Origin of the sequence: Faecalibacterium langellae (assembly GCF_002549775.1) — a bacterium.
GTDB classification, from domain to species: Bacteria; Bacillota; Clostridia; order Oscillospirales; family Ruminococcaceae; genus Faecalibacterium; species Faecalibacterium langellae.
Window position 1 is genome coordinate 72,985 of sequence record NZ_NMTR01000006.1, and the last position, 15,651, is coordinate 88,635.

Genomic DNA, 15,651 nt, shown 5'->3' on the forward strand with positions numbered 1-15,651 from the left:
CGCTCCTCCTTCAGCTTCGCTTATTTTTGGGAAATTCCAGCTTGAAATCGATGTACCTGCCGCCCGTGTCGCAGAGGATCACGGCGGCGTCATAGGCGGTCTGTTTCTTTTCAGACCACATTCCCTTGACGTTGGTGCGGCCCTTTTTCAGAAGGTCCGCCGCCATCTTCTTTGTCAGTTCCTTCTTGCGGCTCGTCCAGAAGCGGTCATTTTTCCAGAGGACAAAGCCGCAGGACCGATCCGAACAGGCGAAGTTTTTCTTCCCCTCATAGACCGGCTGGCCGCAGCGGGGGCAGGCGCCGATGCTCTCCTTCTCCGGGGCAAACAGCTTTTTGCCATCCTCGGAAATACAGGAATAGGTGGACACGATCTCCTGAACCATCGTGCGGATGCCGTCCATGAAGGTATCCGGGTCAGCGCCGCCCTTTGCGATCTCCGTCAATTTCTGTTCCCATTCCGCCGTCAGCATGGGAGAGGTCAGCGGCTCCGGCAGGACCGTGACAAGGTTGATACCGGCTTTCGTGGGGATCAGGCTCTTGCCCTTGCGCTCCACAAATCCGGCCGCCACCAGTTTTTCGATGATAGCCGCCCTGGTCGCAGGCGTGCCAAGACCTTTTCGCTCCGCCTCGTCGGGGATATCATCCTTGCCCGCGTTCTCCATAGCGGACAGGAGGGTATCTTCGGTGTAAGGCTTCGGCGGCTGGGTGAAATGCTCGGTGACGGAAACCTCCGCGCCGTCAAAGGTCTGCCCTTCGGTGAAGTCCGGGAGCGCGCCGCCGTCCCCGTCCGCGGGCTTTTCTTTCAGGGAGGCGCGGAAAATGCGGTCGATCTCCCGCCAGCCTTCGGAGAGGACGCGCCTGCCTTTTGCGGTGAAGGAATGGCCGCCGCAGTCAAAGGCAGCCGTGACCGTCTCATACACATAGGACTCCGCCGACGCGCACAGCAGACGGCAGCAGATCAGAAGAATCAGCTCACGCTCGCCCAGGGGCAGGGCGGGGATATCCGCTTTCTCGATCTCCATCGTGGGGATAATGGCGTGGTGGTCGGATACGTCCTTGTCGGAGACCATGGCCTCCACCAGCGGGAAGAAGTTTGTGCAGCCATCAAAGGGCGGCAGCTTCGCCGCCAGGTGGATCACACAGGAGGCCGTTTCCGCCATATCGGAGGTCAGATGCCGGCTGTCCGTGCGGGGATAGGTCAGCAGCTTTTTTTCGTAGAGGCTCTGAGCGTAGTCAAGGGTCTGCTTCGCCGTGTAGCCAAGCAGCCGGTTTGCCTCACGCTGCAAGGTGGTGAGGTCATAGAGCTTCGGAGGCTGTTCCTTCTTCTGCTCCTTCGTGACGGAAGTACAGATGACGGCCGCGCCCTTGCACATAGCCGCCGCCTGCTCCGCCTCCGCCGGATCGGTGAATCTCTCCGATACCGCCTCCGCGCCGGCCAGGGTCAGGCGCACATGATGATACTTCTCCTTCTGGAACAGCGCGATCTTCGCGTCCCGCGCCGCCAGCAGGGACAAGGTGGGCGTTTGGACGCGGCCCACGTTCAGGGTACGGTGATAGAGGACGGAGAAAAGGCGGGTGGCGTTGATCCCCACCAGCCAGTCCGCCCTCTGGCGGCAGAGGGCTGATTGATACAGGGCTTCATACTCGGCGCCGGGGCGCAGCTCGGAAAAGCCCTCCCGGATGGCGCTGTCCTCCATGGACGAGATCCAAAGCCGGAGGACCGGCTTGCGGCAGCCGGCCAGTTCATACACCAGACGGAAGATCAGCTCGCCCTCCCGTCCGGCGTCGCAGGCGTTGACAATCTCCGTTACGTCCTCCCGCGCCATGAGGCGCTTCACATTGTCCAAAGCCGTCTCCTTGCCGGGGATGGGGGCGTAGCGGAAGGGCTCCGGCAGGATGGGCAGATCCTCATAGCGCCATTTTTTGAAGCGTTCGTCATAGTCGCCCGCGTCCAGCGGGGATACCAGGTGCCCCACGCACCAGGAAACGATCAGGCCGCTGCCCTCATAAAAGCCATCGGCCCTGGATGAAGCACCCAGGGCCGACGCGATGGATTTTGCCACGCTCGGTTTTTCCGCGATGATCAGCTTACTCATGCTCCGCCTCCGTTTCAGCCTCCGCAGGCTCATCCTCGTTGATATACTCCTCGTCAGGGAAATCGTACTCGTCGGGATCGGCGCTGACCTTCACGCTGCTGCGGTTCGGCTTGATGAACTTCACATAGGCGAAGGCTCCGCCGCCTGCCAGCACCAGCAGCGCCACCACGGCCAGAAGGCCGCTGCCGCTCTTTTTCTTCGGCTGCTCCGGTTCCGGTTCCGGCTCCCTGGCCTTCTCCCTGCCCGCGCACTCGGAGAGGTTGGTCTTGCAGACAGAGCAGGATGTATCCACCGCGCCGGCCGTGCATTTTTCCTTACAGGTACACACAGGGGCGGCAGGCGTCTCCTCGTCCATCAGGGCCAGCAGGTCGCGCTCGTCTACCTGGTTGAGAAAGTGGACGGTGTTCTCGCCGTCCTCCGCCCGGTCGATGATGATGTAGAAATAGTTGCCGCCTTTTGTGACCACGGTGATGAACTGCTTGTCCCCAGCGCTCTCACCGGCGATATCGTCCACCAGGGTCATGTTGCCCTCCGGGGTCAGGGGCTGGGGCTCATAGCCGCCCGTGGTCTCCTCCCCGGTGTAGTAGGGCTCGCCGTCCCCGCCGCCTGCGAAGGCCACGGTGGAGGTGGCCGCCATGCAGAAAAGCGCCAGGAACACGGCGGCGAAACGGCGAAAAGCTCTGTTACGCTTCATCTTCCGCACCCTCGCTTTCCTCCGTCTCCATCAGCCCGTCCGGCAGGGAGATCATGCCGCTGGCGTAGGCGCGCAGGAAGGCAGTGAGTTCCCTGTTGTCCATGCGGACAGCCTTCACCATGCGGACGATCTCCAGGTTCTCCTCCTCCGTGAGCTGGGCTTCCAGCGCGCGGAGACGCTTCTGCTGCTCCGCGATCTTTTCCCTCGTTTTCTCAATATCCTTGCGGATCTTCTCAGTCGTTGCCATGATTGCATTGCTCCTTTCCAAATCGTTCTTTCCATGAATAATTGCGCCCAAGCCCCCGAACGGTTTTTAGGTTGGCCCGTGCGTTATCCTCCAATGCCAGCGCGCGCCGGAACAGGTCCGGGTAACACTCCCGCAGGTCGATGATCTCCTCCGCCCGCATACTGGGGCAGAAAAAGCAGGAGGACTTTCCCGGCTGCGGCAGGCCCGCCGCCTCGATTGCCCGGATACACGCCTCCCGGTCCCAGCCCCATTCCATCAGGGGATACCATTTGCTGTACTTTGGGTCTGCCAGATCACGCAGAAGGACCTTGTCGCTGCGATAGTGTTCGCCAGCGTCATAGCCGATGAACTTGACCACCTTTTTCCCGCTGTTCCAGACCTCACGGCATGGAGGATGGTTGTTACAGAACTTTTCCTGCGGTCCGATCTTGTGTTTCAGAGAACACCGCTTGAAGCCGTAGGCGATGGAGGGCAGCGTACCGCTTTTCAGACATTCATCCTCCAAGGTCAGCCGCCTGCCGTCCTTCGTGGTCTTATAGACCCGCGTGATCTCCGGCATACCGTGATCCTTCAGCCAGCGATCCATGATATCCAGATAGGCGTAGGTATGGGGATGCTCACCGCCCGTATCCGCAAACAGGATCAGGTCAACAGGGATACGGTGCTGGTGCAGCCCAACAAGAAGGGCGGTGCTGTTCGCACCGCCGCCATAGGAAACAATATTGATATGCTCACCTCATCTCAAAGCCTTTTCGTATCGGTATTTCATCTGCGCCGGATACAGCGGTTCGGACGGGCGGCGCTTGCCGGTCCACTCCCGTCCGCCCGCCAGCCCCGCGCACTGCCAGCCGGAGGCACGAAGGCTGACGCCGCTCTCCGTGTCCAGAATGTAGGTGACGATCCTATGGTAGCCCAGGACCTTCGCCGCCCGCGCCGCCGCGCCATAGAGGAAGCTGCAAGCGTTTTTTGTCCCGTCCGTGCAGAGGCGGTTGACCTCCAGAGTCAGCCCATCGTCCAGGTATCGGCTCACCGGCCGCCCCACGATGGCGACGCCCGCCAGATGGCCGTTCGCTATGCAGCCCAGGGAGAACTTATGCCCTCGCACCGGCTTATGGTGGCGGTGGTGCTCTGCGACAAACCTGTTTGCGTCGGCAAGAGACATCGGTTTTACAGTCAGCATCGGCTCCGCCTCCATCAGTTGTACGGCGGTCTGCCGTAGGCATAAAGGTGGGACTGCCAGTAATTCGAGTTGAGACTGGTGTACTGGATGGGATCCCCGCAGTGCAGGAGCATCCCGTCCCCCACATAAAAGCCCACATGGCTGACCCCCGGCGTGTCGTAGGTGCCCACAAAGAACACCAGATCCCCCGGCCGCGGCTCGGATACCGGCGTGGACATGTTGTAGAGGCCCTGCGCCCCCAGCCGCCCGGTATCGCACAGGCCGCTGTTGGTCAGGACATAGCTGACAAAGCCGCTGCAATCAAAGGAGGTGGACGGGCTGCTGCCGCCCCAGACATAGGGAAAGCCCAGATACTTCTCCGCCTCCGTAATCAGCGTGGCAAAGCGCTCGTCGGACAGATACTCCGCTGGGATCTCGTACTTGGCGGGCGGGTTGGTCACATACTTGGGAACATAGCCGGAGGACGGGAACAGGTCTGGGCGGTTGCCCAGGGTGGACATATACACGGCGTACATGGAAAGCGTCTCCTGATCCATCATGTAGACCGGCAGATGGGAGAGGTCGAAGTTTTCCAGCTTCACGGTGCAGATATAATAATCGTAATAGACCCGGTAGCTCTCCGTATGGGTGTTGCCCTCCTCGTCCGTCCAGGTATCCGTCTCAATGTAGTACCGCCGTTCCACCTCCACCGTCTCGGTGAGGATGTATTGCCGGTCAAACAGCATTTGAAGGTCGCCCTGCACCTGGTCTATGGTGAAGGCCCCCTCATGGAGCGCCGACAGGATGGACAGCAGCACATAGGGATCGTGCTCGATCTCGTCCAGATCGTAGTGATACTCGTCATAGTCGTGGGCCTGCTCATAGGTATCCAGATACCGCCGCAGCTCGTCCTCCTTGGCGCAGTAGGCGGCCTCTGCCGCCAGCAGGTCAGCATCCTCGGAGAGATAGGAGGAGGCCACAATGTTGGATACGCCTCCGCCGAACATGGAGGAGCAGGATTGCAGCAGGCCCAACAGCAGCACCAGCACAAGGCCGATCCCGCCGATGATAAGGAACGCCTTTTTGTGCCGGGCTATGAACTCGCCGGCCTTCTTCGCCGCCTCCGCGCCTTTCTTTGCGCTCCTGGCTGCCGTCTGTGCCGCCGCCTTTGCACCCTCCGCGCCGCGCGACGCCCGGTAGGCCGCCGCGTACTGCCGCTGCATCCGCTTCTTCTGCCAGATGCGGGAGATGGGGCTGCCGGACGCAAGCTGGGGGTTATCATGGAGCGCCTTTTGGTAAAGCGCCTCTGCGTTGGCCCTGACCGCCGCCTGCTCCGCCTTTGCCGCGTCCCGCCAGGGCTTCACCTGCCGCTCCGCCCGCCAGTTTTGCAGCTTGCGGTTCCCATAGCCCACGGCCTTTTCCATGCCGCGCTCGGTGAGATGGCCCGCGGCCACGCCGGAGTTCTCCTGCTCCACCTCCCGCACCTTGGCATGGGCGGCGTGGGCGACCTCCTGCAAAGGCCGCGCCAGCGGGTTCGGCCCCGGCTGCCGGATCGAAGCCGGCTTATCCGTCTCATGGAATACCAGCCTTGTACGCCCGGCGCCGGAAGCCTCGTCAAAGACACGCTCCGTGCCCAGGACGCGCTTTTTGGGGATGGCGGCCCTTGCCGCGTCCAGTTTATCCGCCGCCTTGTCGGACTTGCGGATCGCTTTTTGCAGCTCCGGCGCAGCACGTTCCTCCTCGGTGAATTGCAAACGGGAGGATGGGCGGCTATTTGCCACCGTACCCTCCCGGTAGGCTTTGCGGCGGTTCCGCCGCTTTTTCTTCTGAGACTTCCGGACGCGCCGGTCGTCCAGATGGTGGAGGGCAGTCCTCGCCAGCACCGTGGAATCGCCGGCGGGGGAATAGTCCTGCTCCGGCGCACGATCTGAAACATGGCTCGCCTCGCCTGTGACCATGTTGACGGAAATGGCTCCGTCGCGGGTCATCTTCTGCGCCTCCTTCTCGGAGGCTTTCCATTCCTTCATGCGTCACCACCTGCCTTTCCGTAGGGGCAAATGCTCACGCACTCGCCCGTCTCGATCATGGAGATATACTTGAAAATGGGATATGCCTGGGGCGGGCAGACCGCGTTGCCCAGGGTTTTCAGCCGTAGGGCGCGGTCTGCGGTGTTTTCTGTGATACGGGGGACTCCCTCCGGCTCGGCGGCCCAGAGGATACGTCCGTCCATTTCCGGGGGAATCCCATGAGCCATTCCACCCAATCCGGGTTCAGCGCCGCCGTCTCGGATACCGGCCGCTCCTGCCGGATCACCTGGGATGACAGGTTGGCAGACGGGGCGCTGTTCCGAAACGCCGCCGGTTTCAGCGTAGAGCGGTAGCCCTCCGACGCTGCCGGGGTCAGATAGAACACCGCCGCCGACAGGCTCAGGCTCCAGATGGCCCCGTTCCGGTTCACCTTGCGGAAGATCCCGTTGTCGGAGAGGTACACATCCAGGTTGGCCGCGTCCCTGCAGGTGTTCTTGTCGGAGGCAAGGGGCGTGGGAAACATCAGCCGCGACGATAAAAGTTCGCTGGCGCTCATGCCATGCGCCGACGCCGCAAGCCGGAAATACGAATGGGAGAACAGCGTATCCCGCTTTTGCCAGGTCAAAGATCGTTTTGTCGAGGCCCAGATTGATGAAGCCAGCAACATTTTCCCCAAGCACCCAACGGGGCCGCAGCTCGGTAATAACGCGGCACATTTCCGGCCACAGGTAGCGCTCATCCGCAAAGCCCCTCCGCTGTCCTGCGGTGGAGAAGGGCTGGCAGGGAAAGCCGCCGGAGAGGACGGTAACGGTTTCAAGTCCTGTTTTTTCAAAAAACGCCTCCTTTGTAAAAGTCGTAATGTCCCGGAATCTCGGCACCTCCGGCCAGTGCTTTTCCAGAACGGAATAGGGATAGTCCGCCCACTCGCATTGGCAGACAGTGCGGAAGCCCGCCGCCTCCGCCGCCAGATCCAGCCCGCCGATGCCGGAAAACAGGCTCACATGGGTCAGCTCAGTCATAGTCGTCCTCGCAGGAATGATCTCCGCAGAGGGCGCAGCAGCGGCCGCAGCCGATGCCGTCCTCCGCCGCTTCCTCCGGGTCATAGGGCGTCAGGTGCCTGCGCCGTAGCGTTGCCTCCAGAATGTCATAGCAGGTGACACCCTGATCCTCCGCAAAGCCCCACCTGCGGTACATTCTCCGGATGCTCGGATTCTCGCCGGAGAGATTCTTTTGCAGCCGCGCAAGCCGTTTTTCTGTTTTCACTTCTACAACACGGTTGCGGAGAAAGTTGTACTGCGCCAGCAGGTCAAAGAGATCGCCCACCAGCAGACGAAAGGCGCCGCCGGAGATGATGTAGGCGGGATCGTGGGCGGTGGCGGCACGCTGCTTTTCCCTGATTTTTGCGTCGTGCTCTTTCAGCACGGCGGTCAAGGGCGTGAGCTCCGCCACTTTCAGCTCCGCAAGGTCCTTCCTGTCCCCAAACACCAGATAGCGGCCGGGGATACGCCAAGCGGAAAACTTTTCCTCCGCGATCTCGCCGTAGCGCTTTGCCGTTTCGGCCAGATTTTCCAGATCCTTCTCGTCCTTCGCCTTTTCGGCGAGGAAGGCGAGCTGATGGAGAAGTCCGTACAGATGCACCTCATCATTGATATGGTTTTCATAGGTCTTGCTGTCGATCACATATTTCATATCTTGTCCCATCCTTTCCTTATCCGGTTTCCCCGCCATGGGAAACCTCGCTGGGCTTTGTCGTGAGAAGTCTGTATAGCTCGGTGGTCTTGGGGAACTCGTCCTTGAAGGGCAGGATCACATTTTGGAAGAACAGAAGGCCGCTGCCGGGGTCCGCGTTGGTCACATAGGCAAGCTGCTCGGCGGAGATATTCAGCCGCTCCGTCATCAGCTTGCGGTCGCCCGCGGAGAGGTTCAGCAGATAGATAAAATCACTGTTTTCCAGAATGTTTTCGATCTCCGGCGAGGAAAGCAGGTCTTTGGGGTTCTGTGTCGCCCCGGTCGGGACGCCGCCCCACTTTCTGAAACGCTTCCAGATCTCGGCGCTGTATGCCGCCGTCTGCTCCTCCTTCAAGAGCAGATGAAATTCGTCCACAAAATACCAGGTGGCCCGTCCAATGGAGCGGTTCACCGTGACGGTGTTCCACACCGCGTCCTGGACAATGAGCATCCCCGGCTTTTTCAGATTCTTGCCGAGGCCCTTGATATCGAAGCAGACAAGGCGGTTTCGGATATCCACGGTGGTACGGTGGTTGAAGAAGTTGAGAGAGCCGTTCACATACAGGTCAAGCGCCTGGGCCACACGGTCCGCCTCCGGGATATGCTGGGCGGTGAGGGCTGCCATGAGGTCGGAGAGGATCGGCATATTCTCCGGCCGGGGGTCTGCGAAGTACGGCTGATAGATCTTCTGCACGGCACGGTCGATGACGGTTTTCTCGATGGCCTCCAGCCCTGTCTTGCTGCCCATGATAAGCTCACAGAAGGACAGCACGAAATCGCTTTTCAGCGCCAGCGGGTTTTCTTCCTCGCTGTAATTGAGGTTAATATCCAGGGGATTCACATAGTCGCGGCTGTTGGGCGAGAGACAGATCACCTGGCCGCCCAGCCGGTTCACCAGAGGGGAGTATTCATCCTCCGGGTCGCAGATGATGACATTATCCTTTGTGGTCAGCATGACATAGGTGATCTCCCGCTTGCAGCTCATGGATTTGCCGCTGCCCGGCGTGCCGAACACAAGGCCATTGGGGCATCGGGACTGCTTGCGGTCTAAGAGGATCATGTTGCCGGACAGGGCGTTGAGCCCGTAATACATGGCGTCCCCGCCCATGAAAAGCTCCTGGGTCACAAAGGGCACGAACACCGCCAGCGCCGAGGTGGTGAGGCTGCGTTCGATCCTGATACGGTTAAGGCCCAGCGGCAGCGAGGACATAAGCCCGTCCTCCTGCTGGAAGTCCAGCCGGGTCAGGATGCAGTTGTGGGTCTGGGCGACGCTGGCCGACTGGGAAACGGCGATCTCCAGCTTTTGCTTCGTGGGCGCCAGATGCAGCATGAGGAAGGTCATATTGAACATTCGTTCGTTGCGGCTCTGTAAATCCTGCAAAAGATTTTTCGCCGCGCCGCCGTAGGTGGAGAGGTCAGAGGGGAGGATATCCAGATCGTAGCCGCTGCGGGCGGCCTTCTTCTGCTCCTGGATCTTCATGGCGTCCAGATCGGTGATCTTGCGCTTGACCATCTTGATGGCCTCGTTCTGATTGATGCCGCGGACGTGCATGGTGACGAGAAGGTTTCCCTCCACATCCATGAAATCCGTGAGGATACGGTCCTGGATCTCCGGGGCCAAAATCTGCAAGAAGGACACCGCGCCGTACATTTCGCCCATGCGGAAGCGCCGCGTCTCCCCAAACTCGAAGGAAGAAGGCGCGATAAAATCCTTCACGGACAGGCCGGAGGGTGCCAGCCAGTCCCATTCAAAGGCGAAGGGCTCCCCTCTGGGATGGAGAAGGCCGTGCAGCAGCGCCAGCCGCTCCTTGCCGTCCAGCACCTTTGCCGCCGCGCCCATGACCTTGAAGCGGTTCAGGGTGTCCGCCTCGATGCGGGAAAACCTTGCCCGCGCCGCCTGGACGCTCTCCGCCTCGATGGTCAGCGTGACATACTTGCTTTTCACATAGCCGTTGCTGCCGCGCTCATACTGCGTTTGCAGGATGCCGGAGGCCTCGGCGCGGATCCCATCCAAATCGTCCCCCTGGGCCGCCATGCGGAACAGGTCCCCGCCGCCGGCCTTGTGGCTGCTGCTCAGGGTCATTTGCACGCCGATGGAGGGGTCATAGCCGTTATAGAAGTCGCAGAGGCGTTCAAAGATATCCCGCTGATCGTCCGGTCCCGCCAGACGGTAGCTGACGTCGGCGTAGGCGATGGTTTTGGAAAAATGCCGGTCATCCAGACGGCACAGACCGTCCGGGTGCATATTGCGGAAGGGGAGGCTTGCCTGTACGGTGTGATTCTTGCCATCCCCCTTGGCCTGCCGGATGACGGCCTCGATCTGCTTTCGCTCCTGCCGGGTGAGCCTGCGCCGGCCCTTGCCTCTTTTCCCCGCGCCGGAGGCGATCCGCCCCACCGTCCGCTCCAGCTCCGCCTGCTTTTCCAAAGCGGAATAGGCGTTGTTTGTCTGATAGACACGCTTTTTCGGACGGGTGAATTTGCACTGGATCAGATTGCCCAGCAGCGCCTCCGGGGTCTGCCCGTTCTTCTCATACAGGGCGAACAGGAAAAAAGGCAGCATCACAAGGATCATGCACAGCGCCGCCGGCGTCGTTCCCATGCTGCCCTTGCTCAAAAAGAAAAGCGGCACTCCAACAAGCGCCGCCGATCCGAAACACACAAGCTGCCGCTTCGTCAGGCCGAACAGCATCTTGCTCTTGATTTTTGTCAGGTCCTTCGGGACCGTTACGTATGCCAATGGTTCACATCCTTTCCGCAAGCCGGATATCGCTTGCAACTTCATTTCCCCACACATCCCAGCCGGGCGGTGAGGCTCTTGCGAACAGCTCAATACGGGGCACGTCCCCCATGAGGGCTTCGATCCGCCGCCGCGCCTCCTCCGGCTTCTGGCTGTGCCGCTCCACATGGGAGAGGATGACCTGCTTCACATCCCGCGCCGCCCGCTTCGGGCGTCCGCGGGTCGCCAGCAGGCAGATCTCCGCGTTGGCCCGCGTCCAGTAGCCCATGCCGGTGAACAGGCCGTCCGACTTCCGGTTCTGCTTGATCCAGACGAAGGCCACGGTCTTGAAGGTGAAGCCCCAGGCGTCCATGACGCCCCAGGCCTCCCGCAGCATGGGGAAGGTGATCCAGAGGAACAGGGCGCAGTCCTTGTCCGCCAGCTCCCCCACCGGCAGGGCCTTGATGGCCGCTATGTCCATGGTGGGGTAATGGCTCTCGGCGCTGCGCCCCGCGCCCTTCTTGCTCCAGACCTTATAGGCCCAGGGCGGATCCGCGTAGATGACCTTGTATTTTTTCATGGCCGCCTCCCGTCAATGCGCCCCGAACAGGCTCTTTGCGAGGCTGCCGGTGCGGAACAGCGTGTAGCACAGCAGCACCGTATAGCCCAGACACTCCCAGATGGCTACGGTGATATCGTCCCCCACGGCGATATTCTGCACCAGCACCGCGTAGATGCCGACGCAGACCATGATAAGAAACGCCTGAAAGCCCAGGGCCAGCAGGGACTTCAAATAGTTCTGCCCCGTCTGGCCCCACTCACGGTTGGCCATCGTGGCAAAGGGGATCGGCCCCACGGATACGGTCAAATACACCTCGATCATTCTTCCGTAGATCACAAGGAAGATGGCGATGGTGAGGATATGGGAGCAGAGGCCCACAAAAATGCTCTGAAACCACAGGCCCAGCAAAGAACCGATGCTCCAGTCCGCCAGGGTCGTTTCCAAATTGCCGACCACGCCGGAAATGTCGATCCCCGCGTCAGAGATGATGACGCCGGCGCTCTGATTGACCACGCTCTGCGCCATATCGAATACCGCCATGACGATGTTCCAAGTGTTAGTGACGATGAGCACCGCGCAGAAGGTCTTGAAGATCCACTTCCAGAAAAGCCAGGTGTCAAAATCGTGGAGATTATTCTTTTCCACGATGAGCTGGATCAGCTCATAGCACATGACGAAGGTGAGGATGATGCCGGCGATGGGGACGATGACCGTTTCAGAGAGGCCGCGGATCATGTTGAAGATGCCGCCGTTCCAGCCGGCCGGCGTCATGCCCACCTCGCCGGCGATCTCGCCCACCTTCGTATTCACGGTGTCAAAGGTCCCGGAGAGGTTGGAGATGATGCCGTCGATCAGCAGCTCCTTGAACCACTCCTGGATCATTTCAATTATCACGGGTGGTCACACCTCCTTTCGGGGGCTCCCGCCGTGAAACGGGAGCCTCCGGGTGGGATGGTCCTGCCGCCGCTCAGCCAAGCAGGCCGGACAGCAGAGGGATCAGGGTCACGCCGATCAGGGCGACGCCGCCGCCCGCGACAAGCTGCTTGACGCCCTGGCTTTTGGCCGCGGGGTTGTCCTGGCCGTAGCCTTCCAGAAGGTTGATGCCGCCCCACACGCAAAGGCCGCCGCCCAGGGCGATGACCAGGGTCTGCAATACGTCGATGGCACTGTTGAAGAAATCCATAAATCATGTTTCCTTTCGTTTTGTAGAATTGTTGTCGGGTTCCAGTTCTTTTGCGCTCAATTCGTACATATCGAAAGGCTCGTCCGGCTTCACGATGGCCGGTCTGCGCTTCATGTACCGTTCTACATCAAAGACGTTCTTCTTGTCGGCGTCGGACAGGTATTTGTAGCGGGGGTGCTTTGTCAGGTCGTACTTGTCGCTGAAAAACGGGCGCACGCCCCGAAGCTGCAAAATACACTTGCCGCCGTCCATGACCGCAATCTCGTCCTGGGTCATCAACTCCTTTCCCAATTTCTGATAACTGAGGCCATGAGAGGTCTGCGCCCCGCGATTTTCGGACTGGCTCAGGCTGTCGATGGTCTCCTTGCCCAGCAGCTCCGAAATCTCTTTCAGCGTTGACTTCTCCTTGCCTCCCAAAAACAAGGTGACGTCGCAGTTGCCGACAATGGTATCCGCGGCGTCCTTGTAGATGGTCTTTAATTGCGACTGGCTCTGCAAAATAATAGAAGCCGATATCTCACGGCTTCGGATGGTGGCGATCAGCTTATCAAAGTTTGGTATCTGGCCGATATTGGCAAACTCGTCCAAAAGGCACCGCACATGGACAGGCAGCCGCCCGTTATAGAGATCGTCCGCCTTGTCGCAGAGCAGGTTGAAAAGCTGGCTTTGCAGCATGGCGATGACGAAATTGAAGGTGGTATCGGTATCGCTCATAATGAGGAACAGCGCCGTTTTCCGGTCGCCCATCGTGTCAAGCTCCAATTCGTCCTCCGTCATAATGTCCCGCAGCTCCTTGATATCGAAGGGAGACAGGCGGGCGCCGCAGCTCACCAAAATACTTTTGAGAGTTTTGCCGGCCGCCATTTTGAACTTGACATATTGCTTGACGGCGAAGTGCTCCGGCTGTGCCTGCGCCAGCTCGTCAAAGAGGATATCCACGGGGCTTTTATAGGTCTCGTCGTCCTCTCTGGCCTCGCAGGCGTTGATAAGCTCCAGCAGGGTGATGAAGTTTTTTTCCTCCGGCTCCGCCTCATACCAGATATAGCCGATCAGGGCGCAGTATAAAAGGCGCTCGGCCTTGATCCAAAAATCCTCGGAGGATTTTTCACCGTCGCCCTTCGTGTTGGCGATGATGACATTGACCAGCTTGAGGATATCCTTCTCCGAGCGCACATAGGCCAGCGGGTTATATTTCATGCTCTTGGAAAAGTTGATGGTGTTCAGGACCTTGATGCGGTATGGCTCATAGACGACCTTGCCGTGCTTATCCCGCACCGGCTTTCCGTTCTCGTCCCGCTTCGGCCCGCCGTGCGCCAGGAGCTTTCCCGTCTCCCGAAGGAGCTGCCCTTTGGGATCGGTGACCACATAGGAGCTGTGCATTTGGAGCAGGGACGGCTTGACAAAGAACCTTGTTTTACCGCTGCCGGAGCCGCCGATGACCAGGATATTTTTATTCCGCGCTGTTTTCGGATTCTTCGGGCGGCTGGTCATGGTGAGGCTTTCCGTCCGGGTCAAAGGGATGTTCCAATCGGGAACGGGGTCTATGTAGGGCGCGATATCCTCCGGCCGGCCCCATCTCGCGCTGCCGTACTCAACACCACGGCGATATTTCTTCGCGTTTTTTGCTTTCAGATACACCGCCAGCCGGACAAGCGCCGCCCCGGCCACGCCCAGCAGTAGATCCAGAGGATGCAGGCTGAGCCAGAGGGAGGCAAAGGCCTCGGTGAAACCCTGGGCGATACGAAGCAGCTTTTCCGAAGCGTCAAGCCCCGGCGCCAGCCGCACCGCCTGACAGAGCTTGTCAAAGAGCCAGACGAACAGCAGATACGGAAGGTTCGGCAGCAGGACCTTTTTCAGCTTTCCCGTCATCGTTCCAGCCCCCGGTCCCTGTTTTTGACCTTCTCGCCCCGCTCCAGCTCCTGCCGCTTCGCCTGCTCCTTGGCCTTGGTCAGCCGCCTGCGGATGGATGGCTTTTTCTCCTTCGCCAGATTCTTTGCGGAGAACTCGCGGAAGGCCGCCGTCACCGCGTCGGCGTCCCTGCCCTTAAAGAACACCAGGTACCGGGGGATCTCCCCGGTGGTATCTTTTTTCAGAGCAAAGTCAATGCCGTACTTTTTTGCCGTAGCGGAGAACGCCTTGATATTCTGGTCTGTGATCTCGATATTGGACACGCCGGCCCCATGCTTCATAAGCTGCCGGATGGTCTGCTTTCCGTGATGGAGCTGGGGATTCGTCTTGTGCTTTTCCATATCCGCCAGCACCTTCTTCATGGCCTGCTGCAAAAGCTGGGCGGTCATTTTACCGGTCTGCACACAAAGCGCAAGGGTTTTCTGCGTGATTTCTTCCTGCAAGGCGCTCACCTCCGATCTCCGCTGCCGTACAGGTCATGGCTGACAAGGGATGTGTAGTAGCTGTCCATCGTGACCGGCGCGTTATACAGCGCCGCCAGCAGATATTTCTTGATATTGCGGACATAGGTGGTGTTCTCCCGCATCCGTTCCAGCACATACTCGATGTGGGAGCTGTCGATCTTCAAGAACCGGGACTTCACCACCTCGGCGGGGTAGTCGTCCCCGGCGATACGGATCATCTCCCGGTTGGAGCAGACGGTATCCACCATGAGCTCCACCAGCTCGTCCAGACGGTCCCTATCCAGCTTTTCATCCTGGGTGAGGATATCGTAGTCGATATTCTCCAAAATGATCTCCCGATAGCTCTCGCGCTCCCGCATCCTGTCCTGTCCGATCCTGCTTTTTTCTCTGGGGGTAGGGGGACTTGATGGGATAGGACTTGATCCTTGCGTAATTGATAATTCTTTATTTTGTTCTTTAGTATTTAATTGGGCGGGGTTCTCCTGAATAGGGGCATCCAACATTGGCTTCACCTGTATTGGATTTTCCCGTATAGGTTTTTCCCGGATAGGCGCGGGCATCTGTGCCGGCTCCTTCGGCTGCTCCAGGATGGTGTACTCGATGGAGCCAAGCTGCCCGTTCTCGTTGCGGACGCGCGCCCGAACGAGATAGCCATGTGCTTCCAACTCCCGGATCCCGCCGCTGATGCTGTCGATGCCGTCCTTGCAGATGCGGGCAAGCCCCTTCATGGTGTAGTCCCAGTCCTCCGGCAGCGACAGCATGAGGGACAGCAGGCCCTTCGCTTTCAGGGACAGCGACCTGTCCCGCAGGTGGTAGTTGGACATGACCGTGTAATCTTTGGTCTTTTCGATGCGGAAAACTGCCATAT

At 59.6% G+C, this 15,651-nt stretch carries 15 protein-coding genes; all 15 read right to left on the bottom strand.

What is annotated here, in order from left to right; translation table 11 throughout:
* Positions 1–10: 10 nt before the first annotated feature.
* Positions 11–2,095: a type IA DNA topoisomerase gene (locus CGS49_RS03010; RefSeq protein WP_097800451.1), complete on the bottom strand. Its 2,085-nt coding sequence runs from the start codon at positions 2,093–2,095 to the stop codon at positions 11–13.
* Complete coding sequence (locus CGS49_RS03015; RefSeq protein ID WP_097800452.1) at positions 2,088–2,789, bottom strand: DUF4366 domain-containing protein; 702 nt, start codon at positions 2,787–2,789, stop codon at positions 2,088–2,090. The genes CGS49_RS03010 and CGS49_RS03015 overlap by 8 nt, the downstream gene beginning before the upstream one ends.
* Positions 2,779–3,036 carry a DUF4315 family protein gene (locus CGS49_RS03020; RefSeq protein WP_006058365.1) on the bottom strand — a complete coding sequence of 86 codons (258 nt, stop codon included), beginning with the start codon at positions 3,034–3,036 and terminating at the stop codon, positions 2,779–2,781. The genes CGS49_RS03015 and CGS49_RS03020 overlap by 11 nt, the downstream gene beginning before the upstream one ends.
* The gene (locus CGS49_RS03025; protein ID WP_430407816.1) at positions 3,023–3,622 is read right to left on the bottom strand and encodes a phosphoadenosine phosphosulfate reductase; all 600 of its coding nucleotides are present in this window, start codon (positions 3,620–3,622) and stop codon (positions 3,023–3,025) included. The genes CGS49_RS03020 and CGS49_RS03025 overlap by 14 nt, the downstream gene beginning before the upstream one ends.
* 150 nt (positions 3,623–3,772) lie before the next feature.
* The gene (locus tag CGS49_RS03030; RefSeq protein ID WP_097800454.1) at positions 3,773–4,216 is read right to left on the bottom strand and encodes an XF1762 family protein; all 444 of its coding nucleotides are present in this window, start codon (positions 4,214–4,216) and stop codon (positions 3,773–3,775) included.
* Positions 4,217–4,230: 14 nt separating this feature from the next.
* On the bottom strand, positions 4,231–6,222 hold the full coding sequence (locus CGS49_RS03035) for a C40 family peptidase (protein ID WP_097800455.1): 1,992 nt from the start codon (positions 6,220–6,222) through the stop codon (positions 4,231–4,233).
* The gene (locus CGS49_RS03040; protein WP_097800456.1) at positions 6,219–7,241 is read right to left on the bottom strand and encodes a DNA cytosine methyltransferase; all 1,023 of its coding nucleotides are present in this window, start codon (positions 7,239–7,241) and stop codon (positions 6,219–6,221) included. Before CGS49_RS03040 ends, CGS49_RS03035 begins: the two co-directional genes overlap by 4 nt.
* Complete coding sequence (locus CGS49_RS03045) at positions 7,234–7,911, bottom strand: hypothetical protein (protein ID WP_097800457.1); 678 nt, start codon at positions 7,909–7,911, stop codon at positions 7,234–7,236. Before CGS49_RS03045 ends, CGS49_RS03040 begins: the two co-directional genes overlap by 8 nt.
* 19 nt (positions 7,912–7,930) lie before the next feature.
* Positions 7,931–10,687: a VirB4-like conjugal transfer ATPase, CD1110 family gene (locus CGS49_RS03050; protein ID WP_097800458.1), complete on the bottom strand. Its 2,757-nt coding sequence runs from the start codon at positions 10,685–10,687 to the stop codon at positions 7,931–7,933.
* Positions 10,688–10,691: 4 nt separating this feature from the next.
* The gene (locus tag CGS49_RS03055) at positions 10,692–11,246 is read right to left on the bottom strand and encodes an MT-A70 family methyltransferase (RefSeq protein ID WP_097800459.1); all 555 of its coding nucleotides are present in this window, start codon (positions 11,244–11,246) and stop codon (positions 10,692–10,694) included.
* Positions 11,247–11,258: 12 nt separating this feature from the next.
* A complete protein-coding gene (locus tag CGS49_RS03060; RefSeq protein WP_242975341.1) occupies positions 11,259–12,122 on the bottom strand; it encodes a VirB6/TrbL-like conjugal transfer protein, CD1112 family in 864 nt (287 codons plus the stop codon).
* 73 nt (positions 12,123–12,195) lie between these two features.
* The gene (locus CGS49_RS03065; protein ID WP_097800461.1) at positions 12,196–12,411 is read right to left on the bottom strand and encodes a Maff2 family mobile element protein; all 216 of its coding nucleotides are present in this window, start codon (positions 12,409–12,411) and stop codon (positions 12,196–12,198) included.
* 3 nt (positions 12,412–12,414) lie between these two features.
* Positions 12,415–14,280, bottom strand: coding sequence for a VirD4-like conjugal transfer protein, CD1115 family (locus CGS49_RS03070; protein ID WP_097800462.1), 1,866 nt, complete (start codon positions 14,278–14,280; stop codon positions 12,415–12,417).
* Positions 14,277–14,762 (bottom strand): PcfB family protein, encoded by a 486-nt coding sequence (locus tag CGS49_RS03075; protein WP_097800463.1) that lies wholly within the window; start codon positions 14,760–14,762, stop codon positions 14,277–14,279. Before CGS49_RS03075 ends, CGS49_RS03070 begins: the two co-directional genes overlap by 4 nt.
* A 5-nt stretch (positions 14,763–14,767) precedes the next feature.
* Positions 14,768–15,649 carry a DUF6017 domain-containing protein gene (locus CGS49_RS03080; RefSeq protein ID WP_097800464.1) on the bottom strand — a complete coding sequence of 294 codons (882 nt, stop codon included), beginning with the start codon at positions 15,647–15,649 and terminating at the stop codon, positions 14,768–14,770.
* Between the last annotated feature and the right edge of the window lie 2 nt (positions 15,650–15,651).